Origin of the sequence: Nonomuraea candida, assembly GCF_000725485.1 — a bacterium.
In the GTDB taxonomy this organism is placed as follows: Bacteria; Actinomycetota; Actinomycetes; order Streptosporangiales; family Streptosporangiaceae; genus Nonomuraea; species Nonomuraea candida.
In genome coordinates, this window is the sequence record NZ_JOAG01000009.1 from 144,185 (window position 1) to 168,715 (window position 24,531).

At 74.8% G+C, this 24,531-nt stretch carries 21 protein-coding genes; 11 read left to right on the forward strand and 10 right to left on the reverse strand.

The window, feature by feature from the left end; all coding sequences use genetic code 11:
• Positions 1–4: 4 nt before the first annotated feature.
• The 4 genes from pcaH to pcaDC all read left to right on the forward strand — a co-directional run bounded on the left by pcaH (position 5) and on the right by pcaDC (position 3,786).
• On the forward strand, positions 5–757 hold the full coding sequence (pcaH, locus tag IO39_RS09005) for a protocatechuate 3,4-dioxygenase subunit beta (RefSeq protein ID WP_043619357.1): 753 nt from the start codon (positions 5–7) through the stop codon (positions 755–757).
• Positions 754–1,287, forward strand: coding sequence for a protocatechuate 3,4-dioxygenase subunit alpha (pcaG, locus tag IO39_RS09010; RefSeq protein WP_043618964.1), 534 nt, complete (start codon positions 754–756; stop codon positions 1,285–1,287). The genes pcaH and pcaG overlap by 4 nt, the downstream gene beginning before the upstream one ends.
• A gap of 82 nt (positions 1,288–1,369) precedes the next feature.
• Positions 1,370–2,686, forward strand: coding sequence for a lyase family protein (locus IO39_RS09015; RefSeq protein ID WP_084772590.1), 1,317 nt, complete (start codon positions 1,370–1,372; stop codon positions 2,684–2,686).
• Complete coding sequence (pcaDC, locus tag IO39_RS09020) at positions 2,686–3,786, forward strand: bifunctional 3-oxoadipate enol-lactonase/4-carboxymuconolactone decarboxylase PcaDC (RefSeq protein ID WP_043618967.1); 1,101 nt, start codon at positions 2,686–2,688, stop codon at positions 3,784–3,786. The genes IO39_RS09015 and pcaDC overlap by 1 nt, the downstream gene beginning before the upstream one ends.
• A gap of 140 nt (positions 3,787–3,926) precedes the next feature.
• Here the strand turns inward: pcaDC and IO39_RS09025 are convergent, their stop codons facing one another.
• A complete protein-coding gene (locus tag IO39_RS09025) occupies positions 3,927–4,601 on the reverse strand; it encodes a TetR/AcrR family transcriptional regulator (RefSeq protein ID WP_043618970.1) in 675 nt (224 codons plus the stop codon).
• Between the two features lie 75 nt (positions 4,602–4,676).
• On the opposite strand from IO39_RS09025, the gene IO39_RS09030 reads away from it, so the two are divergent.
• Positions 4,677–5,603, forward strand: coding sequence for an MBL fold metallo-hydrolase (locus tag IO39_RS09030; protein WP_052422624.1), 927 nt, complete (start codon positions 4,677–4,679; stop codon positions 5,601–5,603).
• Positions 5,604–5,652: 49 nt separating this feature from the next.
• On the opposite strand, the gene IO39_RS09035 is transcribed toward IO39_RS09030, so the two are convergent.
• Positions 5,653–6,765, reverse strand: a complete 1,113-nt coding sequence (locus tag IO39_RS09035; RefSeq protein ID WP_043618973.1) for an acyltransferase family protein — start codon at positions 6,763–6,765, stop codon at positions 5,653–5,655.
• Between the two features lie 204 nt (positions 6,766–6,969).
• Positions 6,970–7,542 carry a TetR family transcriptional regulator gene (locus IO39_RS09040; protein WP_043618976.1) on the reverse strand — a complete coding sequence of 191 codons (573 nt, stop codon included), beginning with the start codon at positions 7,540–7,542 and terminating at the stop codon, positions 6,970–6,972.
• Between the two features lie 36 nt (positions 7,543–7,578).
• Between IO39_RS09040 and IO39_RS09045 the strand changes: the two genes are divergently transcribed.
• The 6 genes from IO39_RS09045 to IO39_RS09070 all read left to right on the forward strand — a co-directional run bounded on the left by IO39_RS09045 (position 7,579) and on the right by IO39_RS09070 (position 16,363).
• Positions 7,579–8,493, forward strand: coding sequence for an SDR family NAD(P)-dependent oxidoreductase (locus IO39_RS09045; RefSeq protein WP_245641874.1), 915 nt, complete (start codon positions 7,579–7,581; stop codon positions 8,491–8,493).
• A gap of 31 nt (positions 8,494–8,524) precedes the next feature.
• On the forward strand, positions 8,525–11,299 hold the full coding sequence (locus tag IO39_RS09050; protein ID WP_043618979.1) for a helix-turn-helix transcriptional regulator: 2,775 nt from the start codon (positions 8,525–8,527) through the stop codon (positions 11,297–11,299).
• A 234-nt stretch (positions 11,300–11,533) separates the two neighbouring features.
• A complete protein-coding gene (locus tag IO39_RS09055) occupies positions 11,534–13,027 on the forward strand; it encodes an FAD-dependent monooxygenase (RefSeq protein WP_043618982.1) in 1,494 nt (497 codons plus the stop codon).
• 67 nt (positions 13,028–13,094) lie between these two features.
• On the forward strand, positions 13,095–13,649 hold the full coding sequence (locus tag IO39_RS09060; protein ID WP_043618986.1) for a hypothetical protein: 555 nt from the start codon (positions 13,095–13,097) through the stop codon (positions 13,647–13,649).
• Positions 13,650–13,785: 136 nt separating this feature from the next.
• A complete protein-coding gene (locus IO39_RS09065; protein WP_043618989.1) occupies positions 13,786–14,619 on the forward strand; it encodes a hypothetical protein in 834 nt (277 codons plus the stop codon).
• A 160-nt stretch (positions 14,620–14,779) separates the two neighbouring features.
• Complete coding sequence (locus IO39_RS09070; protein WP_043618992.1) at positions 14,780–16,363, forward strand: ABC-F family ATP-binding cassette domain-containing protein; 1,584 nt, start codon at positions 14,780–14,782, stop codon at positions 16,361–16,363.
• Between the two features lie 22 nt (positions 16,364–16,385).
• Here IO39_RS09070 and IO39_RS09075 read toward each other — a convergent pair whose 3' ends face one another.
• From IO39_RS09075 to IO39_RS09105, 7 genes are all read right to left on the reverse strand, one after another.
• Positions 16,386–17,258 carry a carbohydrate ABC transporter permease gene (locus IO39_RS09075; protein WP_211266945.1) on the reverse strand — a complete coding sequence of 291 codons (873 nt, stop codon included), beginning with the start codon at positions 17,256–17,258 and terminating at the stop codon, positions 16,386–16,388.
• Positions 17,255–18,139, reverse strand: a complete 885-nt coding sequence (locus IO39_RS09080) for a carbohydrate ABC transporter permease (RefSeq protein ID WP_211266946.1) — start codon at positions 18,137–18,139, stop codon at positions 17,255–17,257. Before IO39_RS09080 ends, IO39_RS09075 begins: the two co-directional genes overlap by 4 nt.
• 25 nt (positions 18,140–18,164) lie before the next feature.
• A complete protein-coding gene (locus IO39_RS09085) occupies positions 18,165–19,472 on the reverse strand; it encodes an ABC transporter substrate-binding protein (RefSeq protein WP_043618995.1) in 1,308 nt (435 codons plus the stop codon).
• A gap of 43 nt (positions 19,473–19,515) precedes the next feature.
• A complete protein-coding gene (locus IO39_RS09090; protein ID WP_043618998.1) occupies positions 19,516–21,603 on the reverse strand; it encodes an alpha-galactosidase in 2,088 nt (695 codons plus the stop codon).
• Between the two features lie 197 nt (positions 21,604–21,800).
• Entirely contained in the window at positions 21,801–22,895 is a 1,095-nt protein-coding gene (locus IO39_RS09095; RefSeq protein WP_211266947.1) for a LacI family DNA-binding transcriptional regulator, read from the reverse strand.
• Positions 22,896–22,966: 71 nt separating this feature from the next.
• Positions 22,967–23,425 carry a MaoC family dehydratase gene (locus IO39_RS09100; RefSeq protein WP_043619001.1) on the reverse strand — a complete coding sequence of 153 codons (459 nt, stop codon included), beginning with the start codon at positions 23,423–23,425 and terminating at the stop codon, positions 22,967–22,969.
• A complete protein-coding gene (locus IO39_RS09105) occupies positions 23,422–24,318 on the reverse strand; it encodes an amidohydrolase family protein (protein ID WP_281200062.1) in 897 nt (298 codons plus the stop codon). The genes IO39_RS09100 and IO39_RS09105 overlap by 4 nt, the downstream gene beginning before the upstream one ends.
• Between the last annotated feature and the right edge of the window lie 213 nt (positions 24,319–24,531).

Consider the following 24,531-nt stretch of genomic DNA (forward strand, 5'->3'; position numbering starts at 1 on the left):
TGTGATGTCCGAACCCCTCAAGCAGGCCGACATCGACGGCGAGATCGCGGCGCTCCGCGCGGCGCGCGCCGGAGAGGCGGCCGACCACCCCGCCCGCGACTACGGCCCCTACCGCAGCACGCTGCTGCGCCACCCCAAGCAGCCGCTGGTCGCGGTCAAGGACCCGGAGGCGGCCGAGTTGTCCGGGCCGGTGTTCGGCCCCAGCGACGTGACCGCGCTCGACAACGACCTCACCAGGCAGCACCTGGGCGAGCCGCTGGGCGAGCGGATCACGGTGCGGGGGCGGGTGCTCGACCGCCAGGGCCGGCCCGTGCGCGGGCAGCTCGTGGAGATCTGGCAGGCCAACGCCTCCGGCCGCTACCTGCACCAGCGCGACGACCACTCCGCGCCGCTCGACCCCAACTTCTCCGGCGTGGGCCGCTGCCTGACCGGCGACGACGGCGGCTACCTGTTCACCACGATCAAGCCCGGCGCCTACCCGTGGCGCAACCACCTCAACGCCTGGCGGCCGGCGCACATCCACTTCTCGCTCTTCGGCAGCGCCTTCACCCAGCGGCTCGTCACCCAGATGTACTTCCCGGGCGACCCGCTCTTCCCGTACGACCCGATCATGCAGTCGGTGACGGACGACAGCGCCAGGCAGCGGCTGGTCGCCACCTACGAGCACGACCTGTCCGAGCCCGAGTGGTCGCTCGGCTACCGGTGGGACATCGTGCTCGACGGTCCCGCGGCGACCTGGATGGAGGAAGGCCGATGAAGCCCACCCCCTCGCAGACGGTCGGCCCGTTCTACGGGTACGCGCTGCCGTTCCCCGGAGGCGGCGAGCTGGCCGCCGGCGGGATCGCCGTGCACGGCCACGTCTACGACGGCGCCGGCGACCCGGTGCCGGACGCGCTGCTGGAGTTCTGGCAGGCCGACGAGCGGGGCTCGCTCGCCGGGGCGCCGGGCACGCTGCGCCGCGACCCGACGAACGGCGCGATCCTGGGCCGCGACGGCGTGCGCTTCACCGGCTTCGGCCGCGTCGCCACCGACGCGGACGGGCACTGGACGTTGCGCACGGTCATGCCGGGGAACGGGTACATCAGCGTGTGCGTGTTCGCCCGTGGCCTGCTGCACCACCTCTACACCCGCATCTACCCCGGGCGGCTCGGGCAGGACGCCTTCCTCGACGCGCTCACGCCGGAGCGGCGGCAGACGCTGGTGGCGGCGGAGGAGCGCGAGGGGGTCTACCGGTTCGACATCCATCTGCAGGGCGAGAAGGAGACGGTCTTCCTTGACTTCGGCTGACCCCGCCCCACAGCCGCACCCGGCATCCGCGGGTCCGGCGTCCGCGAGTGCGGCGGAGGCCGATCTCGGGTTGCTGGCGCCGATGCGGGGCGCGGTCGCGGACACCGGGGACGTCGCCGTGCTGCGGGCCATGCTGGACGCCGAGGCCGCGCTCACCCGTGCCCAGGCGGCCCTCGGCCTGGCCCCGCCCGAGGCGGCGCGGGCGGTGTCGGAGGCCGCCCGCGTCCCGGCCTTCAGCCTGCCGGACCTGGTGGCCCGGGCCCGCTCGGGCGGCAACCCGGTCATCCCGCTCGTACGGGACCTGCGCGAGGCGGCCGGGCCGCACGCCGCGTACGTGCACCGGGGCGCGACCAGCCAGGACATCATGGACACCGCGCTCATGCTCGTCGCCCGCCGCGCCCTGGGCCCCGTCCTGGCCGACCTCGACCGCGTGATCGGGGCGCTGACCGCGCTGGCGGCCCGGCACCGCGACACCCCGATGGCCGCCAGGACGCTCACGCAGCAGGCCGTGCCCACGACGTTCGGGCTCAAGGCGGCGGGCTGGCGCCGGCTCGCCCGCGACGCCCGCGCCCGCCTCGCCGCCGCCCGCGCGTCCCTCCCGGCTCAGCTCGGCGGCGCAGCCGGCACCCTGGCCGCCTTCCGCCCACCCGCGGATACGACCCCGCCCCCGGATGCGGCCCCGGTCTCGGGCTCGGCCCCGCCCTCGGATCCGGCCCTGGCTTCGGATCCGGTCCCGCCCCCAGCCCCGCCCTCGGGCTCGGGCGTGGGCGTGGGCCCGGCTGGGGACGTGGTGCTGGAGTTGCCCGGGCGGTTCGCGGCGGAGCTGGGGCTGGCCGCGCCCGGGCTGCCGTGGCACGTGCTGCGCACGCCCGTCGCCGACCTGGCCGGGGCGCTGGCGTTCACGGCGGGGGCGCTGGGCAAGGCGGCGGCCGACGTGCTGGTGTTGTCGCGTACCGAGATCGGTGAGCTGTCCGAGGGCGTGGGCGGCGGCTCGTCGTCCATGCCGCACAAGCACAATCCGGTCAGAGCCACGATGATCGCCGCCGCCGCCCGCCAGGTCCCCGCGCTGGCCGCGATCCTGTACGGCTCCCTCGCCGCCGAGGACGAGCGGCCCTCCGGCGCCTGGCACGCCGAGTGGCAGCCGTTGCGCGAGGCGCTGCGCCTGGTGGCGGGCGCGGCCCGCGACGCGGCCGAGCTGTTCGCCGACCTCCGGGTCCACCCTGAACGCATGCGCGCCAACCTGACCGTCCCCGGCGACCCGGGCCCCGCCCCCGCCCTCGTGGACCGCGCCCTGGCCACCGACGGCGTGCCTGGCGAAGAGGGCGTGCCTGGCGAAGACGCGCGTGACGAAGACGCGCGTGACGAAGACGCGCGTGACGAAGACGAGGCACCACGCTGATGCTGCACTACCGGATGGACGGTCCAGGGCACGGGGAGCCGCTCGTTCTGGGCCCGTCCCTGGGCACCTCCCTGCGCCTGTGGGAGCCGCAGCTCCCGGCCCTGGCCCGGACCTTCCGGGTGCTCAGGTTCGACCTGCCGGGCCACGGCGAGTCCCCCGTGCACCAGGTGGGCACCGTGGCGGACCTGGCGGAGCTGGTCCTGGAGGCGGCCGCCGACGCGGGCCTGGACGACTTCCACTACGCGGGCGTCTCGATCGGCGGCGCGATCGGCGCCACCCTGGCGGCCCGCCGTCCGGGACGGCTGCGCTCCCTGGCGATGATCTGCTCCAGCGCCAGGTTCGGCGACCCGGGCTCCTGGCACGACCGGGCCGCGCTGGTGCGGTCGGAGGGCACCGGGCCGCTGCTGGAGGCGACCGCGCGGCGCTGGTTCGCGGGCCCGCCCGACCGCGCGCTGCTGGACGACCTGGCCGCCGCCGACCCGGCCGGGTACGCCGCCTGCTGCGACGCCCTGGCCGGCTACGACCTGCGCGGCGAGCTGGCGGGCATCACCGTGCCCACCCTGGTCGTGGCCGGTCGCGACGACCCGGCGACGCCACCGGCGCATGCCAGGGAGCTGGCCGACGGCATCCCCGGCGCCACGCTCGTCGAGATCCCCGGCGCCGCGCACCTGGCCGTGGCCGACCAGCCGGAGCGCGTCACGCGGGCGCTGCTCGCCCATCTGCCCGCCGTCCCCGGGATGCGGGTGCGCCGCGAGGTGCTGGGCGACGCGCACGTGGACCGCGCGGTGGCCCGTACGACCCCCTTCACCCGCGACTTCCAGGACCTGATCACCCGTTACGCGTGGGGGGAGATCTGGACCCGGCCCGGCCTCGACCGCCGCACCCGCAGTTGCGTCACGCTCACCGCACTGGTCGCCCGGGGGCACCTGGAGGAGCTGGCCATGCACGTACGCGCCGCCCTGCGCAACGGTCTGACCCCCGACGAGATCGGCGAGGTGCTGCTCCAGAGCGCCATCTACTGCGGCGTCCCGGCCGCCAACGCCGCCTTCGCGGTCGCCCAGCGCGTGCTGACGGAGGAACTCGGGGAGCCCGCCCCCTGACCGCCGGCGCCCTCCGGGTCAGGCGTCCGCCCGCCCCCTGAACGGGCCTCCCGAGACGCGCCCGCCGGGAAGGCTCCACCCGCCGGCTCCCCCGAGCGGGAGGCTTCACCCGAGCGGGCGGCTTCACCGAGCGGGCGGCTTCACTCGGGTGCGCGGCGGGCGGCCAGGCGTTCGGTGTAGGCGGAGCGGGCCGGCGGCCGGCCCGCCGTGGGGGACGACTCCTGCGCCAGGCCGTTGAGGGTGGTACGGACGACCCGCTCGGTCTGGAGGCCCACCGCGTGCGGGTCGTCGAAGCGGACCAGGCCGTCGGCCAGCAGCACGGCCAGCCCGTGCAGCGCCGCCCACACCACGAACTCCGCCCCCTCCCGCGCCGGTCCCGGCAGCGCGCCGGCCTCGGCGAGCCGGTCGAGCTCGGCGGTGAGCACGTCGTGCGGGTGCGGGGAGATGGAGGAGTCCGGGCCGGTGGCGCCGCCGCGCAGCACCAGCCGGGCGACGGCCGGGTCGTCGAGCGCCCAGCGGACATAGCCGCGGCCCAGGGCGATCAGCCGGCACTGCGGGTCGTCCTCCTGGCCCGGCGCGCGTTCGCAGTCCTGGCGCAGGCGCTCCCCGAGCCAGCCGAGCGTCCGCTCGGACAGGGCGCGGACCAGCGTGTCGCGGGAGGCGAAGTGGTGGTAGGCGGCGCTGGGGCTGACACCGACCCGCGCCGAGGCCTCGCGCAGGGACCACCCGTCGGCGCCGCGCTCGCGTACGAGTGTCTCGGCGGCGTCCAGCAGCGCGCTGCGCAGATCGCCGTGGTGGTACCGCTCTCTCGCCATCACCCGATCTTAACACCGCTCAGATCTCTGCTACGCTCACATGCATCTCAACACTGTTCAGATTGGAGACCGGCCATGTGCCCCGCCGATTCCCCGCAGATCCCCGGCGCCCTCCCCGACATCGAGACGGGCCCGGCCCCGGTCGTGCGCGGCGAGCCCGTCGAGCTGTCCGACGGCGTGTACGTCATCCCCGACCAGCGCGTCGAGCTCGTCCCGAACGTCGGCATCGTCGTCGGCGAGCACGCCGCGCTGGTCATCGACACCGGCATGGGGCCCCGCAACGGCGCCCACGTCCTGGAGCAGGCCCGGCGCCTGGCCGGCGACCGCCACCTGTACCTGACCGTCACGCACTTCCACCCCGAGCACGGGTTCGGGGCGCAGGCGTTCAAGGGCGCCGCCACGATCGTCTACAACGCCTCCCAGCGCGCGGAGCTGCACCGCAAGGGCGCCGCGTACGTGGAGATGTTCAGGGAGCTGAGCGCCGCCGCCGCGGCCGAGCTCGAAGGCGTCGAACTCGTCGATCCCGACCTGGTCTACGAGGGCGAGGCCGAGCTCGACCTGGGCGGGCACAAGGCGGTGCTGCGGGCCGTCGGGCCCGCGCACACGGGCTCCGACCAGGTCATCGTCATCGACGACCGGGTGCTGTTCGGCGGCGATCTCATCGAGACCCGGATCTTCCCGATCGCGCCGTACTTCCCGCCGCACGACGTGGACGTGGACTGCGGCGGCTGGATCGGCGTCCTCGACGACCTGATCGCCCGCGCCCCGGAGATCGTCGTGCCCGGCCACGGCGAGGTGGGCGGCACCTCGCTGATCCGCGACGTCCGCGACTACCTCGACTACGTGTACGGGGAGGTCTCCCGGCTGCGCGCGGCCGGCGTCTCCGCCGACGAGACGGCCGCCCGGATCGACAAGGAGGCCCGCGCCCGCTGGACCACCTGGGAGCGCCCCGAGTGGATCGGCTTCGCCGCCCGCGCCATCTACGCCGGCACGCACCGCTGACCGGGTGCGGCTCGTGGCGGGACGGCTCGCGCCTTCCCGCACCCCGCCGTCACGGCCGCCGGATCAGGCGGCGGCCGAGGCGCTGGCCGGGGGCCTCGATCAGGCGGTGGCTCAGCAGGCTGAGCGGGATCAGCGCGAGCAGGAACAGCGGCAGGTCCGGCAGCACGTGCAGCAGGATCGGGTGCAGCAGGTAGACGGAGAAGCTGATCACACCGAGCCGGGAGGCCCAGCGCGGGAACGCGCGCCGCCGCAGCGCGTACGTCAGCCAGAAGACGCCGAACGCCAGCACGATCGCCGGCGCCCAGGCCGGGTCGTCCTTGGCGAAGATCCCGCAGCCCAGCACCGCCGCCACCGCCATCCAGGCGGCCCGCCAGGGGATCGTGCCCTGCTCGGCCCGGTACACCGCCGTGCCCGCGAACATCGTCGCCAGGATGATCACCCCCTGCCAGGTGCCGCCCCTGCTGCCCAGGACCACCAGCGCCAGGCCCAGCAGCCCGCCCGCGACGGCCGCCACCGTGCGCGCCCGGCCCTGCCCGAGCGCCGTCACCCCGACGGCCGCGACGACGGCGAGCCCGAGCAGCGTGGCGGCCAGGTCGGCCCGGCCGCCGATCACCGCCTTCGGCAGCAGCAGGCCCAGCGGCACGGCCGCCATCGCCAGCGCGACGGAGATCCCCGCCGACCGGTGCGCCTGCCGCACCGCGAACAGCGCCACGCTCAGCAGGTAGAACGCCATCTCGTACGAGAGCGTCCAGGTCACGTTGATGACGGCGGGCAGGTTGAGCAGCTCCTGCAGCATCGTCACGTTGCCCAGCGCGACCACCGGCCACGGCCGCCCGCCGATCCCCGGGGGGAAGGGCAGCACGCCGGCCAGGGCGAGGAGGAGCGCCAGTCCGGAGGCGGCCAGCAGCAGCGGCAGGAGCCGGAAGGCGCGGCCGGTCCAGAACGCGCGCAGGTCGCCGCGCCGCTCCAGGGAGGCGGGGATGATGTATCCGCTGACCAGGAAGAACACGAACACGCCCCACGTGCCCAGGTCGATCAGGCGGTCCACCGCCGCCCAGACGCCCGGGACGAACGTCCAGCCGGCGTGGTGCATGGTGACGGCCAGCGCTGCCGGCCCCCGCAGGGCGTCCAGCCAGGCCAGCCGGGCAGGGGCCGCGAACATCTGCCGCAGTCTAGGCCATATGCCATGAAGCGCCACTTCAGCGGGGTGCGGAACCGCCGCCGGCACACCCGCGGGCGCACCCCGGCCGGAGGGCGGCGGGCCGGGCACCGCATCAGGCGGCCGGAAGGCACCGGCTCAGGCGGCGGGTCAGGCGGCCGGAAGGCACCGGCTCAGGCGGCCGGAAGGCGGCGGGAGGGCAGCGGGTCAGGGGCCGGCGCAGGAGGGGCGGAGGCGGTCGAACGCGGTGTCCACGAGGGCCATGTGGCCGGCGTCCGGGCCCGCGCGCAGCCACTCGCGGGCGGCGCACTCGACGGCGGCCCCGGCGGCGGCCGTCAGGAGATCGATCGTGAAGGGGTCGAGGCCCGTGCGGGCGGCCAGCGCCGCCGCGATGTGCCCGCGCGCCTGCTCGCGCCGGTCGTGGAAGCGGGCGCGCAGCGTCGGCGTGCTCTCGATCAGGCGCAGCGCCGCCCGGCTCTCCGCGTCGATGCGCGCGACCCACTCGCGCAGGACCGCGTGCAGCGACTCCCACGGCGGCTCGCCGGCCGGGCGGGCGGCGAGCTGCTCGGCGATGTCGTCGCCCATGACCTGGACGCCGCCGAACACCGCGTCCTCCTTGGCCGGGAAGTAGCGGAAGAAGCTGCGCTTGGACACCCCGGCCGCGCGGGCGATGTCGTCGACGGTCACCTCGTCGAACCCCCGCTCGGTGAACAGCTCCAGCGCCACCGCCGCCAGCTCGGCCTGCACGGCCCGTCTCGTGCGCTCTCTCAACCCTGCCATGCGTCCGAGTGTATCGGTAGGCATATAGTGTCGTTCATGGCATCGAATGACATGAATGGCAGGGCAGTCCTCGTCACCGGCGGCACCGGCGGCATCGGCATGGAGACGGCCCGCGAGCTGGCCAGGCGGGGCGCCTCGGTGGTCCTCGTCGGCCTCGACCCCGAGCGCGGGCAGCGCGCCGCCCGCGACCTCAGGGACAGCGCGGGCCACGACCGCGTGCACGCCGTCGCCGCCGACTGCACGCGGCTCGACGGCCTGCGCCGCGTGGCGGACGCGGTCACCGAGCGGCACGACCGGCTGGACGTGCTGGTCAACAACGTCGGCGTGAACCAGCCCACCCGCCAGACGACCGCCGACGGCGTGGAGAAGATGTTCGCGGCCCACGTCCTGGCGCCGTACACGCTCACCCATCTCCTCCTGCCACTGCTGCGGCGCGCCCCCGCCGCCCGCGTGGTCAACCTCACCGGCGGCATCCCCGGCGGCCGCATCGACCCCGGCGACCTCATGGGGGAGCGCCGCTACGTCGGGTGGACGTTCACCCACTACAACCACACCAAGACGATGACGATGGCGCTGACCCACCGCCTGGCGCGGGAGCTCGAAGGCACGGGCGTGACGGCGAACGTGGTCTACCCCGGCCACGGCCACACGCCGATGAACCGGGCCATCCCGGTCCGGGCGTTCCCGATCCTCTACCGGCCGATCGCGCCGCTGGTGCTGAAGGTCGTCGCCCCGCTCTTCCTGTCCGACCTGACCCGCTCGGCCCGCTCCAGCGTGCACGCCGCCTGCGCGCCCGAGCTGGAGGGGGTGACCGGGGCGTACGTGGACGGCAAGTGCCGCCGCAAGCCGCTCCCGGCCGCCGCGCTCGACCCCGCCGCGCAGAACGCGGTCTGGGACCTGTGCGCCCGGCTCAGCGCCCCCGTCCTGCACCCCGCGGGGGAAGGCCGCTGAGCCCTGCCGGGGGCGGTCGTACGATCAAGGCATGCTGCATGGCAGGGAGCGGGAGTGCGCCCTCCTGGCGCGGCTGCTCGACGGCGCTCGCGAGGGGCGCAGCGGCGTCCTGGTCCTCAGGGGCGAGGCGGGCATCGGCAAGTCCGCGCTGCTCGACTTCGCCGCCGCGCGGGCGCACGACCTGCGGGTGCTGCGGGGCTGCGGCGTCGAGCCGGAGTCCGAGCTGCCGTACGCCGCCGCGCACCAGCTCCTGCGGCCCGTGGCGGACCGGATCGACGCGATCCCCGCCGGGCAGGCCGCCGCCCTGCGGGGCGCGTTCGGGCTGGGCGACCCCGTCGAGGCGGACCGGTTCCTGGTCTCGGTCGCGGTGCTGAGCCTGCTGTCGGAGGTGGCCGAGGACGGGCCGCTGCTGTGCCTGATCGACGACGCCCACTGGCTCGACGGGGCCTCCGCCGACGCGCTGGCGTTCGTGGCGCGGCGGCTGGAGGCCGAGGGCGTGGTGCTGCTGTTCGCCGCGCGCGACGAGGAGACCGGCACGGTCCCGCCGCCCCCGCTCGCCGCGGCCCCGTACCCGAAGGCGCTGGCCGGGCTGCCCGAGCTGCGCCTGGGCGGGCTGGCGCCGGAGGCGGCGCGGGCGCTGCTGGCCGAGCGGGCGGCGGTGGAGATCGCGCCCGAGGTCGCCGGCCTGCTCGTGACCACCACCGCGGGCAACCCGCTCGGCCTGCTCGAACTGCCCGGCTCGTTGTCGGCCGAGCAGCTTTCGGGCGCCCGTCCCCTGCCGGCGCGCCTGCCCGTCGGCGAGGTGGTCGAGCAGGTCTTCCTGGCCCGGGTGCGCCGGCTGAGCGCGCCCGCGCAGACCCTGCTGCTGGTCGCCGCCGCCGACGAGAGCGGCGACGTGAATCTCGTGCTCAGGACGGCGCGGCGGCTGGAGCCCGGCCCCGACGCGCTCGACGAGGCCGAGAACGCCGGGCTCGTCCGGGTGGACGGCGGCGTCCTGACCTTCCGCCACCCGCTCGTGCGCTCGGCCGTCTACCGGGGCGCGACCTTCCTGCGGCGCCAGGCCGTGGAGCGGGCGCTGGCGGAGGCGCTGACGGACGAGGACGCCGACCGGCGGGCCTGGCACCTGGCGGCGGCCGCGACCGGCCCGGACGAGGCGGTGGCCGGGGAGCTGGAGGCGTCCGCCGGCCGGGCCGCCCGGCGCGGCGCGCACGCGGCCGCCGCAGGCGCGCTGAGCCGGGCCGCCGCGCTGACCGCCGCGGGCGAGGCGCGGGCGCGCCGGCTGACGCTCGCCGCCGAGGCGGACTGGCTGGCCGGCCGCCGGGACCGGGCCCGCGCGCTGCTGGACGAGGCCGCCCGCGACACGGCCGACCCGCTGCTGCGCGCCAGGGGCGAGCACGTGCGGGGAACGATCGAGGGCGTCAGCGGCCGGCCGGCGACGGCGTACACGATGCTCGTGGCCGGCGCCGAGCCCATCGCCCGGCTGGACCCCGGCCGGGCCGCCCGCATGCTCGCCGAAGCGGGCCGGCAGGCGTGGACCATCGCCGACCTGCCGAAGCTCGTCACCGCGGCCCGCCGCCTCTCGGAGGTGACGGAGGGCGCCGCCGTCTCGGCCGCCCGGCTGCTGGCCGGGCTCGTCGCGCTGCTGGAGGGCGACGCCGGCCGGGCCGCGCCCGCGCTGCGCGAGGGGCTCGCGCTGGCGCGGGACGCCGCCGACCCGCAGGACCTGGCGCTGGGCGCGGGCGCGGCCATGTTCCTGGGGGACGACGACGCGGCGCTCGACCTGTTCACCTCCGCGGTCGTGCGCGCCCGCACGGCCGGCGCGGTCAGCGCGCTGCCCATGGTGCTCGCGCCGCTCGCCTCGCTGCAGATGTGGACCGGCCGCTTCGCCGCCGCCCGCGCCACCGCCACCGAGGGCCTGCGGCTGGCGCTGGACACCGGGCAGGACAATCCCGCCGCGCACCACCGGGCGGTGCTCGCCTGGATCGCCGCCGCCCAGGGCCGCGCGCGCGAATGCCGTACGGAGGCCGGCGCGGCCCTCGCCCACGCCATCGGCCAGCGGCTCGGGCCGCCGGCCGGGATCGCGGCATGGGCGCCGGCCCTGCTGGAGCTGGGGGAGGGCCGCACCGGCGAGGCGTTCGACCGGCTGACGGCGCTGGCGGACGCCGCCCCCGGCGAGGGGCATCCCGTCGTGAAGATCTTCGCCGCCGCCGACCTGGTGGAGGCCGCCGTGCGTACGGACCGGCCGGAGCGCGCCGCCGGCGCCCTGGAGCTGCTGCGCCGCTGGGCCGAGCCGTCCCGCGCCCCGTGGGCGCACGCGCTGGTGGCCCGCTGCCGGGGCCTGGTGGAAGGCGACGAGGAGCACTTCGCCGCGGCGCTGGCGCTGCACGCGCGGGCCGGCCGGCCGTTCGACGCCGCCCGGACGGCGCTGCTGTACGGCGAGACGCTGCGCAGGCGCCGGCGGCGGATCGAGGCGCGACGCCACCTGCGCGCCGCCCGCGAGGGCTTCGAACGGCTGGACGCCGCGCCCTGGGCCGCGCTCGCCCGCGCGGAGCTGCAGGCCAGCGGCGAGACCGCGCGCAGGCGCGACCCCAGCACGACCGCCGACCTCACCCCGCAGGAACTGCTGATCGCCCGGCTGGTCAGCGAGGGCGGGACCAACAGGGAGATCGCGGCGCACCTGTTCCTGAGCCCGCGCACGGTCGACTACCACCTGCACAAGGTCTTCGTGAAGCTGGGCCTGTCGTCGCGGGCCGAACTGGTCAGACTCTCCCTGGAACAGCCGGGCCTGCTGGACGGCGGCCGCTGACCCGGCGGGGCCGCGGGCGCCGCGGCAGACGACCCGGGGCCGCGGGCGCCGCGAACGGTGACCCGCGCGGGCGCGGGGCCGCTGCCCGGCAGGGGCGGCGCGACCGGTGACTTCACGGATGCGAGCGCCGGGGCAGGGGAGGCCGCCCGAGCCGGACTGTGCACTTCGCGGATTCGACGCGTCCGCTTCCCGGCGCATGGTGGGGGCATCGAGACACCGGAGGGATGACACACGATGAACTCGACCGACGTGATCGTGGTGGGCGCCGGGCCGACCGGCCTCATGCTGGCCTGCGAGCTGGCGCAGGCGGGCGTCCGCTGCAAGGTCCTGGAACGCCGGACCGCACAGCCCAACATCACCAGGGCGTTCGCCGTGCACGCCCGCACCCTGGAGCTGCTGGACGCCCGGGGCCTGGCGGACGACCTGCTGGAGCGGGGCGTCCCCGTACGCCGGGTCCAGCCGGCCCCGGGCGCCGTCCTCGACCTGAGCACCCTGCGGACCAGGTACCCCATGGTGCTGATCGTCCCCCAGAGCGGCACCGAGCACCTGCTGGAGGCGCGCGCCCGCGAGCTGGGCGTCGAGATCGTGCGCGGCGCCGAGGTCACCGGCCTGCGCCAGGACGGCCGGCGGGTGCTCCTGGAGCTGGCCGGCGGCGGCACGGAGTCGGCCGGTTACGTCGTGGGCTGCGACGGCGCGCACAGCAGGGTCCGCGGCCTGGCCGGCATCGACTTCGCCGGCAAGCAGTACGAGACGCACATCCTGCTGGCCGACGTCCGCCTGGCCGCGCCGCCCGAGGACAGCCTGTTCGCCTGGGCGAACCGCGAGGGCGTGGTGCTCATGGTGCCGTTCGGCGACGGCTGGTTCCGCGCCATCGCCTGGGACCGGCTGCGCGAGCAGGTGCCCCTGGACGTGCCGCTGCCCCTGGAGGAGATGCGCGACGCCTTCCTGCGCATCGCCGGCACCGACTTCGGCATGGCCGAGCAGCGGTGGAGCTCGCGCTTCCGGAGCGAGCGCAGGCAGGCCCGCCGCTACCGCGCCGGCCGGGTGTTCCTGGCGGGCGACGCCGCCCACGTGCACTCGCCGCTGGGCGGCCAGGGCATGAACACCGGCCTCCAGGACGCGATGAACCTGGGCTGGAAGCTGGCCGCCGCCGTGCGCGGGCAGGCGCCCGACGGGCTGCTGGACAGCTACGAGCGCGAGCGGCACCGGGTGGGCGCGCAGGTGCTGGCCCTGACCGACGCTTTCAACCGCCTCGTGCTGGGCCGCTCGGCGCTGCGCCGCGCGCTGCGGGCGCTGACGCTCCGGCTGGTCCTGCGCCTGCGCTGGACGCGCGAGCCGCTCGCCGGGCGGCTGACCGGGCTCGGCATCCGCTATCCCGCCCCCGCCCGAGGGGCCCACCCGTGGACCGGCCGGCGCGTGCCCGACCTGCGGTGCGCGCAGGGCCGGCTGTACGAGCTGCTGCGCGACGGCCGCCACCTGCTGGTGGACACCACCCGGGCGGGCGGCGTGGCGCGGGCGGCGGGCGACGCGATCGGGAACCGGGCCACGATCGCCCGGTACGCGGGGCCGGTCGTGGCGGGCCTGCCGGGCGCGGTCCTGATCAGGCCGGACGGATATGTCGCCTGGGCGGCCGAGGACGGCCCCGAGCTGCCCGGTCAGGCGGTGGCGGCGGTGGTCAGGTGGTGCGGCGGCCCCGCGCGCACCCCGTCCGCCCGGCCCCGAACCTAAGCAAATACCCGGTGTCGGATGAGATCGGTTTCTTCTATCTTTACCGTGACCATGCGTCACAAAGGAGATGTTCATCGTGAAGAAACTGCTCGAAGGAACCGCCCTGCGCACCGGGGTCGTCGCGGCCGCGGCGCTGGCCGGCGGGCTGCTCACCTCCGCTCCCGCAAGTGCCGCCACCGCGACCAGCGAGCGCTCCGTCACCTCGGTGACGCTGACGGCCGAGTCGGCCGCGGCGGCGCGGCCGCGCAATGGCAGGATCCTTCACGACCGCATCAGCGGCGGCCCCGGCAAGCTCAAGATCAAGAACGGCCTGTCCCGTGACGGCGTCGTCACCCTGGTCAGGGGCAAGACCAAGGCCGTCAGCATCTACGTGCGGGCCAAGTCGTCGGCCACCATCGGCGACGTCAGCGACGGCACCTACCGTGTCTACTTCACCACCGGCTACCGCTTCAGCGTCTCCAAGGGCAGGTTCACCCGGGCCGCGGTGTACCAGCGCTTCGACGAACGGCTCAGGTACCGCACCAGCGGCGGCCAGTACCGGATCTACACCCTGACCCTCAACCCCGTGAAGGGCGGCAACGCGCGGACCCGCTCGATCGACCCGAAGGACTTCCCGGCGTAGCCACGCCGTGACCCTGCGCCGCGCGGCCCTGGCGGGGGTCGCGCGGGGCCCGGGACGATCCGGTCCCCGGCTTGACTGGCGATCTTAGATGCACCAGATTGTTCGCGTCTTTTCGGACCGTTCCCAAGGAAACCCCATGAAGCGAACCATCGTCGGTGTCGCCGTGGTCGCGGGCATGGTGCAGCTCACCGCAGCCCCCGCGCAGGCAGCCGCATCCAGCACCGACCCGGTCAAGGCGCTGAAGGCCGAGTTAACCTCCGGCAGGGCCGTCAACCTGACGGCCACCGCGAAGGTCACCTACGCGGGCGGCCGGGTCGTCACCTCCGCCATCGACGGCACGATCGGGCTCGGCTCCCGCGGCCCCGTCGCCTCCGACCTCGGCCAGACCGTGCAGTACAACGAGAAGCTGCTGCGCGAGATGAAGAAGGCCGCCCCCAAGGAGACCGAGGGCCTCCAGGCCGGCCCCGTCAGGCTGATCTCCTCCGGCGGCGTGAGCTACGTCTCCGGCCCCGTGGTGGACGAGACGCTGATGCCCCACGGCGCGAGCTGGGTGCGCTACCCCGGCGTCAAGCTGCCGCCGAGCAACCTGATGGTCGAGGTCCTCGATCCGGCCACGCTCAAGACGCTCGTCGCCCACCGCACGTCCTGGAAGGACGGCATCCTCAAGGGCGCGATCAAGCCGGCCAAGCTGGCCGCCGCCTCCGCGCCGTTCGCCGAGCGCTACGGCACCCGCTTCAAGACCGGCACGATCTCCTACACCCTCTGGTTCGGGGACAAGGGCCTGGTCAGGCGGGTGGCGGTCAAGGCCACGCTGCCCGTCTCCAAGAGCACGGTGCGGGTCGAGTCCGACACCCGCTTCGCCGGCTGGGGCCGCGAGGTCACCGTGAACCTGCCGCTGCGCGGCGACGCGATCGACAGGAAGGAGGTCCAGGACGACGTGCCCGCCGGCGTGCCCGGCATCTGGAACTGACGTCCTGACCTCGCCGCGCGCCGGCCCGCCGAAATCGACTGGCGAGCCGGCGCGACGACTTCGTACACTGGGTCGCATGTCGACGATCCGGACCTCTTAGCCAAGGGCACCAGCTTCCACGCCACCCTTGTGCCCTAGAGCTTCTCCGGAGCGTATTCCCATGCTTACCTTCCGTGGCCTCGACGTGCGCGTCGGCGCCCGCCTCCTGATGTCCGGCGTCACCGCTCACGTCGCCCCCGGCGACCGCGTCGGCCTGGTCGGCCGCAACGGCGCCGGCAAGACCACCCTCATGAAGACCCTCGCCGGCCGGCTCCAGCCCGCCGCCGGTGAGATCGTCCGCACCGGCCCCGTCGGCTACCTGCCGCAGGACCCGGCCGCCGCCGACCCCGAGCGCACCGTCATCGACCGCGTCCTGTCCGCCCGCGACCTCGACCGGGCCCTGCGCGAGCTGCGCGCCGCCGAGCTGGCGCTGGCCGAGTCCGCCGACGAGCGCGCCATGGCGCGTTACGCCAGGGCCGAGGCCGAGTTCCAGGCGCGCGGCGGCTACGCGGCCGAGGCGGAGGCCGCCCGCGTCGCCGCCGGGCTCGGCCTGCCCGACCGCGCGCTCGACCAGCCGCTGGGCACCCTGTCCGGGGGGCAGCGGCGCCGGGCCGAGCTGGCCCGTGTGCTGTTCGCCGAGCCGGGCGTGCTGCTGCTCGACGAGCCCACCAACCACCTCGACGGCGACTCCATCGCCTGGCTGCGCACGTTCCTGACCGGCTACCCCGGCGGGCTGGTGCTCATCACCCACGACACCGGCCTGCTCGCGGACGTGGTCAACCGGGTCTGGCACGTCGAGGACGGCACGCTGGAGACGCACAACACCGGCTGGCGCGCGTACCTGGCCGACCGGGCCGCCGACGACCGGCGCCGGACCCGGCTGCGCGCCGCCGCCGAGCGCAAGGCCGCCGCGCTGCACGCGCAGGCCGACCGCATGCGCTCCAGGTCGGCCACGGCCGTCAGGGCCAGGGACATGGCCCGCCGCGCCGACCGCATGCTCGCCGAGACCCGGCCCGTCCGCCGCGCGGGCAAGGTCGCCCGCATCCGGCTGCCCGAGCCCGCGCCCTGCGGCCGGACCCCGCTCGGCGCGATCAGCCTGACCAAGTCCTACGGCTCGCTGCCGGTCCTGTCCGGCGTGGACCTGGCCATCGACCGGGGCAGCAGGCTCGTCGTGCTCGGGCTCAACGGCGCGGGCAAGACGACGCTGCTCAAACTGCTGGCCGGGCACGAGCGGCCGGACTCCGGCCGGGTCGTGCCGGGCCACGGGCTGCGCCTGGGCTACTTCGCCCAGGAGCACGACACCCTCGACCCCGCCGGCACCGTCGGCGGGCACCTGGCCGCCGCCGCCCCGCACCTGTCCGACGGCGAGGCCAGATCGGTGCTCGGGTCGTTCCTGTTCGGCGGCGACGACGTGGACAAGCCCGTCGGGGTGCTGTCGGGCGGCGAGAAGACCCGGCTGGCGCTGGCCGGGCTGGTCAGCTCCCGGGCCAACGTGCTGCTGCTCGACGAGCCGACCAACAACCTCGACCCCGCCTCCAAGGCCGAGGTGCTGGCGGCCGTCAGCGCGTACGAGGGCGCGGTCGTGATGGTCACCCACGACCACGAGGCCGTCGAGGCGCTGCGGCCCGAACGGGTGCTGCTGCTGCCCGACGGGGTCGAGGACCTCTGGCACGACGGGTACGCCGGCCTGGTCTCCCTCGCCTGACCCCGGCGCCCGCCGGCGGCGCTCACTTGACGGCGCCGCCGGTGATGCCGGAGATGATCTTCCGCTGGGCGACGGCGAAGACGACCAGCAGCGGCAGGCTCATCAGCACGATGTAGGCGAAGATCAGATGCCAGTTGTCGAGATAGAGCCCGGCGTTGGCCACCTGGAACAGGTTCAGCGGCAGCGTGTCGAGCCGGCCGCCGATGACGAAGAAGGCGTAGAAGACGTCGTTCCAGACGTACAGGCAGATGAGGATGGTCGCGGTGGCCAGCACCGGGCGCAGCAGCGGCAGGATCACCGAGAAGAACACCCGCACCGGCCCCGCGCCGTCCATGCGGGCGGCCTCCTCCAGCGACAGCGGCACCGTGCGGACGAACCCGGTGACGAAGAAGATCACCGTGGACAGGTAGATGCCGACGTAGACCCCGATCATCCCCACCGGGCTGCCGGCCAGGCCGAGCTGGCGCAGCAGGAGCACGATGGTGACGACGGCGGGCGGCAGCACGATGCCGCTGATGGCCAGCGCGTACAGCACGGCGTTCAGCCGGGAGGCGCGCCGGGCGAGGATCCAGGAGGCCATCGAGCCGAACGTGAGCACCAGCGCCACCGACGGCGCGACCACGAGCAGGCTGCCCAGGAACGCCGCCGGCACCTCGCCCTGCTGCCAGACCTGGACCAGGTTCTCCCACAACCGCCAGTCCGACGGCGGCGACAGGTCCGGCGACAGCGCCTCGCCCTGCGACTTGCCGGCGGTGGCGACCACCAGCCACAGCGGCACCCCCATCACGGGCACGACGAGCGCGACCACGGCGAAGGGACGCAGCCGCGCCGCCAGTCCCCGCACGACCGGCGGGCGGGTGTGGCGGGCGGCGGACCCGAAGACGGGGACGGTCACAGGATGTCCTCCCTCTTGCGCAGCACCCTGATGACGGGGAAGGCCAGCAGCGCGACCACCAGGAACAGCACCAGGCTCATGGTCGTCGCCTGGGCGAACAGCCCCTGCCCGAAGGTGCGGTAGATGAAGATGTTCAGGATCTCGGTGCTGCGGGCCGGGCCGCCGCCGGTGAGCGCCTGGACGATGTCGAAGCCGTTCATCGAGCCGAGCAGCGCGGTGGCCACGTTGAAGGTGACGGCCGGGGCGAGCAGCGGGAAGCGCACCCACCAGAACGCCTGCCAGGGCGTGGCCCCGTCGATGCGGGCGGCCTCGGTCACGTCCTCCGGGATCGTCTTCAGCCCGGCCAGGTAGATGAGCATTGACAGGCCCATCCACTTCCAGGCGTGGATGACCGCGGCCAGGACCAGCGTCCACGTCGTGCTGCCCAGCCAGGCGATCTCCACCTGCTGCCCGGTCAGCGCCGAGAGCAGGCCGTTGAGGCTGCCGTCCGGCTTGAGCAGGGCCTGGAAGACGTAGCCGACGGCCAGCGCCGACATCAGCACCGGCACCAGGAAGGCCAGGCGGGCCGCCCGGTTGAGCCAGGTGTCCTGCTCCAGCAGCACGGCCAGGCCGAAGCCGAACAGGTTCTGGAACAGCGCCACCAGCACGGCGTAGACCACGGTGACGCGCAGCGCGGCGAAGAGCGTGCCGTCCGACAGCAGGGCGGCGAAGTTGCCGAACCCGGTGTAGCGGATCTCGCTCTTGAAGCTGGACCAGTCCGTGAAGGCGTAGACGAAGTTGAACAGGGTCGGCAGGAAGAAGAAGACGAACAGGATCGCGAACGCCGGGACGAGGAACCACATGGGGTGGGTGCGGCCGGCCGTCCTCACGGTCGTCTCCACGGGTGTCTCCAGGATGTCTTCACGGTCAGAAGCCGGTCGCGCCGGCGGCCCTGGCGAGCTGGGCGAACTGCTTCTGCGTGGCGGCGGCCACCTGCTCCGGCGTGAGCGTGCCGGTGATCATGTCGGCCAGGTTCAGGTACAGGTCCGGGTTGGCCACGGCCAGCGCCTGCATGGAGCCGACGGCCGTGCCGAGCGAGGCGTGCGCGTCCTTCAGCGCCTGCGGCACCCCGTCGGGCGTGGGCACGTCCGTACGCAGCGACACGGTCTTGCGGTCGGCCACGAAGCCCGCGTAGCCGGGCCCCATCCAGTACGCCAGCAACTGCCGCGCCGCCCGCTCCCGCCCGGCGTCGCCGGTGCGGAAGGCCACCAGCGCGTTGGACTGGTCGGGGATGAACGTGCCCACGTTGCCGGTCGGCGAGATCGGGAAGAAGCCGATCCTCTCGTCCAGCTCCGCGGTGCCGGCCTTGGCCTGGAGCTGGCCGAAGAACGAGTTGACCTGCATCACCATGGCCGCCTCGCCCGACAGCAGCGCCTCGCCCTGGTCCTCGAACGTGGCGGTCCTGAGGTCGGCGTTGAACAGCCCCTCGTCGATCAGCCCCTTGTACGTCTTGATCGCGTCCAGGATCGTCTTGTCCTCGAACGTCTCCTTGCCGGTGTTGACCCGCTCCCACAGGCCGTCCCTGGCGGCGTCGGCGAGCTGCACCTGCACCCACCACTGGGTGGCCCACTTGTCGCCGGCCATCTCGAAGAACGGGGTGACGCCCTCGCCCTTGAGCGCGCGGGCGGTCTCGACCAGCTCGCCGAAGTTCTTCGGCACCTGTTCGACGTGCTTCTTGTTGTAGTAGACGCCCTCGACGGCCGGGCTGGTGATCAGCGCGGCGTAGCGGGTCCCGTCCAGCAGGCCCGTGATGTCGCGCAGCTCGGGCGACAGGCTGGAGATCCAGGGCGCGCCGTCCAGCGGCTGCAGGTTGGCCCGCGCGTTGAGCGCGGTGAGCATGGAGGCGGTCGGCTGCCAGAAGGCCAGGTCCGGCTTGTCGCCGGTGGCCACCTTGGTCTGCACGCCCTGCTCGTACGGGTCGGGGACGGTGACGATCTCGACCTTGGCCCCGGTCGCCCGGCTGAACGCCTCGGTCACGGCCTTGGGCACGGTGGTGCTGTTCTGGGCGGCCCAGATGGTGAGCGTCACCCCGTCCAGGCGGGCGGTGGGGGAGGGCCAGGCGGCGGGCGAGCCGCCGGTGGCGGGGGCCGCGGCGGGCCCGGCGGAAGGGTCGCTGCAGGCCGTCACGGCCAGGACGAGGGCCGCCGCGGCGGCGGCACGCTGTGCGATCTTCACGATTCGGCGTCCTTTGTCGGGTTCGGCCGGGGGCCGAAAGGGTTCAGATGGGGCGGATCTGGAGGATGCGGGCGGTCGGTGCGGGGGTGGTCACGGTGACGGTCAGCTCGGCGCGGCGCGGGTCCCACGCGCACGCCCAGCCGTCCGCCCCCGCGGGATAGGCGATCTCGGCGCGCACCTCGCGCCCCGCCAGGTGGGGCAGGGCGAGCACGGTGCTCTCCGGGGCGCCCGGCCTGCGCCAGACGCCCAGATGGGTGGTCTCGCCGGCGCGCAGGCCGAGGGCGAGCCACGGGTCGTCCCAGCCGGGCAGGCCCAGCGGCCAGCACGGCACGGCGCGCCGCAGGTCCCCGCGCAGGGCCCGGTGGAGCAGCACGCCGTCCCTGACCAGGGCCCGCTGCGCGGCGGTCATGCGGTGCAGGTTGCCCGACAGGTACAGGCGGCCCAGCAGGCCGGTGCACATCGTGAAGGCGATCTCCTCGTCGCTCATGCCGGGCTGCGGGTAGGCCCAGTTGGCGGCCTGTTCGGGCAGCACCGCCAGCGGCGCGGACACCGCGATCGGCGGGTAGCGCAGGAAGTCCTGCTGGTCACTGGTGGACTGGAGCTGCAGGCGCGAGAGCAGCGCGTAGTCCATGCGCATCGCCCCGGAGGCGCAGTTCTCCAGCACCAGGCCGGGGTGCCGGTCCAGGACGCCCTCCAGCCAGGCCAGGTGCGCCCGGTTGTGCGCCAGCAGGCCGGCCCCGGCGGCGGCCTCCCGGTCGGTGCCCGCGCCGGGGTCGATGTTGTAGTCGAGCTTGAAGTAGCCCACGCCCAGCTCCGCCACCAGCCGGTCCACCACCTCGTCGAGGTGCGCGACGGCCGCCGGATGGCGCAGGTCCAGGTGGTAGCGGCCGTGCTCGGCGATCCGCACGCCGCCGCGCTGCAGGAACGCCTCGTCGGGCAGCTTGTCCGCCATCGGGCTGCGCACGCCGATGACCTCGGGCTCCAGCCACAGCCCGGCCGTCATGCTGTGCCCGGCGATGCGGGCCAGCACCTCCTCCAGGCCACGGGGGAAGCGGGTCCGGGAGGGCCGCCACTCGCCGACGCTGTCCCACCAGTCGCCGCCGTCGTCGTACCAGCCGGCGTCCACGCAGAAGATCTCCGCGCCCGCCTCCGCGGCGGCGTCGATCAGGGGCAGCAGCTTGGCCGTCGTCGGGTCGCCCATCAGCGTGTTCATGTAGTCGTTGAACACGACCGGCAGCGCCTCCCGGTCGGGGTGCGGGCGCACCAGCGCCCGCCGGTACGCCGTCAGCGCCGCCGCCGCGCCCGCCACGCCCCCGTCCGACACGGCGATCGAGACGGGCACGGTGGTGAACTCCGCGCCGGGCGCGAGCGGCTGGCTCCACTGGTGGTCGACGTCCGTCGGCCCGGACAGCGCCAGGTACGCGCCGTCCACGCGGCCGCCCGTCTCCCACCGCCACGGGCCGTTGTGCTCGATCTGCCACAGCCAGGTCAGGCCGGTGCCCCCGTCGGTCACCCCGCCCATCGGCACGTGCCGGCCGCTGGACCAGGTGCCCGAGCTGGTCAGCGCGTACACGCCCTTGCCGTGCTGGCCGTGCCCCGCCAGGCCCAGGTCGGGTACGCGGTCGCGCAGCGGCTCCCGTGCCCAGCGGCCCTCGCCCAGCCAGTCGCTGTCGGCGCGCAGCACGTCGAGGTCGCCGGCCGGGAGGCCCGCGGCGAACGAGGTGACGGCCAGCAGCAGCGCCGTCCGGCCGCCGGTGTTGCGCACCCGGACCCGTGCCCGCACCGCGGGCACGCCGTCGGGGGAGCGCAGCACCAGCTCCGCCTCCAGGCCCGACTCCGCGTCCCGCAGGAGCAGGCGCAGCTCGTGCCAGCCGTTCTCGTGCGAGCGCGCGGAGCCCGCGTACCGCAGCCGGGCGCCCACCGCCGTCTCCGAGAGCCGCCGGGAGGCCCTGGCCCGCCCCTCGCCCGCGACCAGCACCTCGACCAGCGGTTGCGCCGGGTGCGCCGGGGGCCGGGCGGGCTCTCCCGCCGACAGTTCGCGCAGCGTCACCGGGCGATCCGGGTGGATCTCCACGACGGCGGTGAGGGCGGCGTGGCCCCAGCGCAACGTCTCGACGACGTCAGCAGGCATCAGATCTCGCTTTCCGTGAGCAGGACATGTGACCGGTCACATGCGTGAGCCTCAGTGTGAGCGGTCACACGCCGGCCAGGGAAGCCCCCTATGCGGGATCGTTACACGCCGGTTACGGGCCCGGACACGAGCGGGGAGCGGGGTTCCGCCCGCCGGCGTCAGTGACGAGGCGGGGGAGCGGTGCCTGCCTGCCGGCGTCAGGGCCGGGGTGGTGGCGCGGTGGACTCGCGCAGCACCAGGGCGGGCGGGGTGAGCGCGGGCGCGGGCTGCTCGCCGCCGGTCAGCTCGGCCACCGCCGCGTGGAAGCAGGCCCGGCCCAGGCCCGCGAAGTCCATCCGCACGGTGGTCAGGGCAGGCGTCCAGTACGCCGAGCCGGGGATGTCGTCGAACCCGACGATGCTCACCTGCCCGGGCACGTCCTTGCCCGCGTCGTACAAGGCCCGGCGCACGCCCTGCGCGATGTCGTCGTTGCCGCACAGGATCGCGGTGACCGCGGGGTCGGCGGCCAGCCGCTGCCCGGCGGCGTACGCGGAACGGAGGTCCCAGCCGCACGCCAGTACCCCGGGAATCTCGGCCCCGGCCGCCCGCAACGCATCACGCCACCCCGCCAGCCGCCCGCCGGGCGCGCCGTCGTCCACCGGCCGGCCGGACGGGGCTCCGCCCTCGGACGGGATGGCCACGTGGTGGACGGTGCGGTGGCCGAGCTCCAGCAGGTGGCGGGTGGCGTCGGCGGCGGCGCGGCGCTCGTCGAGGGCGATGGCGACCCGGCCCCGGTCGGGCGCGGCCGGCTCGGCGGCGGCGACGGCGGGCACGTGCTCGGGCAGCGCCTCCAGCACCGCCACGCCCAGGGGGTCGAACGCGATCACCACCACCCCGCCCGCGCTGGCGTCGCTGACGTAGTCGACGGTCTGCTTCACCTCGGCGGGCTCGGCCGACTCCACGACCCTGATCCCCATCGCCATGCCCTCGGCCCTGGCGGCCTCCTCCAGGCCCTGGAGGGTGGCGGCGTAGCCGTACAGGACGGTGTTGGAGGTGACGGCGGTGATGCCGCGGGCGCGCCCCAGGCTCAGGGCGCGCGCCGCCCGGCTGGGCCGGAACCCGAGCCGCTCGATCGCCTCCAGCACCGCCGTCCGCGTCTCGGGCCGCACCCGGGGCGACTCGTTGAGCACGCGCGAGACGGTCTGGTATGACACCCCGGCGGCCGCGGCGACGTCCCGGATGCTGGGCGCGGCACCGCCCCGGGCACCGCCGCGAGCGGCGGGACGGGGGGCGCGTCGAGGAGTCGCAGTCACGATCACATCGTAGGACGCCCCCTCGACCATCCCTCGCCTCCCGGCCCCCGGACCGGGGAGGCTGGCGGGGGTCAGGCGTAGTGGCGGTAGATGGCGCGGGCGGCGCAGGCGGGTTTGGGGGAGCCGTCGATCTCGACGGTGAAGTCCATGACCGTCTGCACGCCGCCGCCCGGCACGTCCTCCACCGAGACGACCGTGCCGGCCAGCCTGATCCGGGCGCCCACCTTGACCGGGGCGGGGAAGCGCACCCTGTCCAGGCCGTAGTTGAGGCCCATCGTGACGCCACGGACCTGCAGCAGCTCCGTGAACAGCGGGATGACCAGGGAGAGCGTGAGGTAGCCGTGCGCGATCGTGCCGCCGAACGGGCCGTCCTTCGCGCGTTCGGCGTCCGTGTGGATCCACTGGTGGTCGTTGGTGGCGTCGGCGAAGGTGTTCACCCGGTCCTGGGTGATCTCCAGCCAGGAGCTGTGGCCCAGGTCGCGGCCGGCCAGGGCCTTCAGCTCCGTCAGGCCGTTCACGGTGGTGGTCATGGCGCGGTCTCCTTCAGTCCGAGCAGGCGGGCGGCGTTGTCCTTGAGGATCTTGGGGCGGACCTCGGGCTTGATGTCGAGGGCGGCGAAGTCGGCCAGCCACCGGTCCGGGGTGATCACGGGATAGTCGGAGCCGAACAGCACCTTGTCCTGCAGCAGGCTGTTGGCGTACCGGACGAGCTGCGGCGGGAAGTACTTCGGCGACCAGCCGGACAGGTCGATGTGCACCGACGGCTTGTGCGTGGCCACCGCCAGCGCCTCGTCCTGCCAGGGGAACGACGGATGCGCCAGGATGATCTTCAGGTGCGGGAAGTCGGCGGCGACGTCGTCCACCAGCATCGGGTTGGAGTGCCTGAGCCTGATCCCGGCCCCGCCGGGCACCCCCGCGCCGATGCCGGTCTGCCCGGTGTGGAACAACGCGATCGCGCCCAGCTCCTCGATCACCTCGTACAGCGGGTAGGCCATCCGGTCGTCCGGGTCGAAGCCCTGGAGGCTGGGGTGGAACTTGAAGCCCCGCACCCCGTGCTCGGTGACCAGGCGGCGGGCCTCCCGCGCGCCCGCCCGGCCCTTGTGCGGGTCCACGCTGCCGAACGGGATCAGCACGTCGGGATGGGCGGCGCAGGACTCGGCGACCTCCTCGTTGGAGATGCGCGGATGGCCGGTGGCGTGCTCGGCGTCCACGGTGAACACCACGGCGGCCATCCTCCGCTCCCGGTAGTAGGCGGCCATCCGGTCGATGGAGGGCCGCTCGTGGGAGCCGAAGTAGCCGGCCGAGGCGCCGAACAGCTCCGGGCTGAGCGAGGTGTGCCCGTCCCTGGAGATCTCGGCGTGGGTGTGCACGTCGATGGCCGTCAGCTCGGCGAGGTCCATGGCGGGGTTCATGGCGGGGTTCACGACGTCCGGGCCTTCCGTTCGGCGGGGTTCACGACGTCCGGGCCTTCCGTTCGGCGGGGTTCACGGCGGCCGGGCCCTTCGCTCGCCGGGGTTTCGTGGCGGCGTTCACGAGGGCGGGGCCTGCCGCGCGATGCCTGCGTTGCCGGACACCTTCATGGGCGTCACCTCACGGAGGAAATGTGGGGCAAAAATGCGACTCGCGGCAAAGTTTTG

Bases quoted from the DNA above. Each gene is read 5' to 3' on its own strand.
- IO39_RS09025 (WP_043618970.1), bottom strand. From the start codon at position 4,601: ATGGCGAGAGAGCGGTACCACCACGGCGATCTGCGCAGCGCGCTGCTG.
- IO39_RS09060 (WP_043618986.1), top strand. From the start codon at position 13,095: ATGTTCATCGTGAAGAAACTGCTCGAAGGAACCGCCCTGCGCACCGGG.
- pcaH (WP_043619357.1), top strand. From the start codon at position 5: ATGTCCGAACCCCTCAAGCAGGCCGACATCGACGGCGAGATCGCGGCG.
- IO39_RS09055 (WP_043618982.1), top strand. From the start codon at position 11,534: ATGAACTCGACCGACGTGATCGTGGTGGGCGCCGGGCCGACCGGCCTC.
- IO39_RS09040 (WP_043618976.1), bottom strand. From the start codon at position 7,542: ATGGCAGGGTTGAGAGAGCGCACGAGACGGGCCGTGCAGGCCGAGCTG.
- IO39_RS09030 (WP_052422624.1), top strand. From the start codon at position 4,677: ATGTGCCCCGCCGATTCCCCGCAGATCCCCGGCGCCCTCCCCGACATC.
- IO39_RS09070 (WP_043618992.1), top strand. From the start codon at position 14,780: ATGCTTACCTTCCGTGGCCTCGACGTGCGCGTCGGCGCCCGCCTCCTG.
- IO39_RS09050 (WP_043618979.1), top strand. From the start codon at position 8,525: ATGCTGCATGGCAGGGAGCGGGAGTGCGCCCTCCTGGCGCGGCTGCTC.
- IO39_RS09065 (WP_043618989.1), top strand. From the start codon at position 13,786: ATGAAGCGAACCATCGTCGGTGTCGCCGTGGTCGCGGGCATGGTGCAG.
- pcaG (WP_043618964.1), top strand. From the start codon at position 754: ATGAAGCCCACCCCCTCGCAGACGGTCGGCCCGTTCTACGGGTACGCG.
- pcaDC (WP_043618967.1), top strand. From the start codon at position 2,686: ATGCTGCACTACCGGATGGACGGTCCAGGGCACGGGGAGCCGCTCGTT.
- IO39_RS09100 (WP_043619001.1), bottom strand. From the start codon at position 23,425: ATGACCACCACCGTGAACGGCCTGACGGAGCTGAAGGCCCTGGCCGGC.
- IO39_RS09035 (WP_043618973.1), bottom strand. From the start codon at position 6,765: ATGTTCGCGGCCCCTGCCCGGCTGGCCTGGCTGGACGCCCTGCGGGGG.
- IO39_RS09045 (WP_245641874.1), top strand. From the start codon at position 7,579: ATGGCATCGAATGACATGAATGGCAGGGCAGTCCTCGTCACCGGCGGC.
- IO39_RS09015 (WP_084772590.1), top strand. From the start codon at position 1,370: ATGCGGGGCGCGGTCGCGGACACCGGGGACGTCGCCGTGCTGCGGGCC.
- IO39_RS09090 (WP_043618998.1), bottom strand. From the start codon at position 21,603: ATGCCTGCTGACGTCGTCGAGACGTTGCGCTGGGGCCACGCCGCCCTC.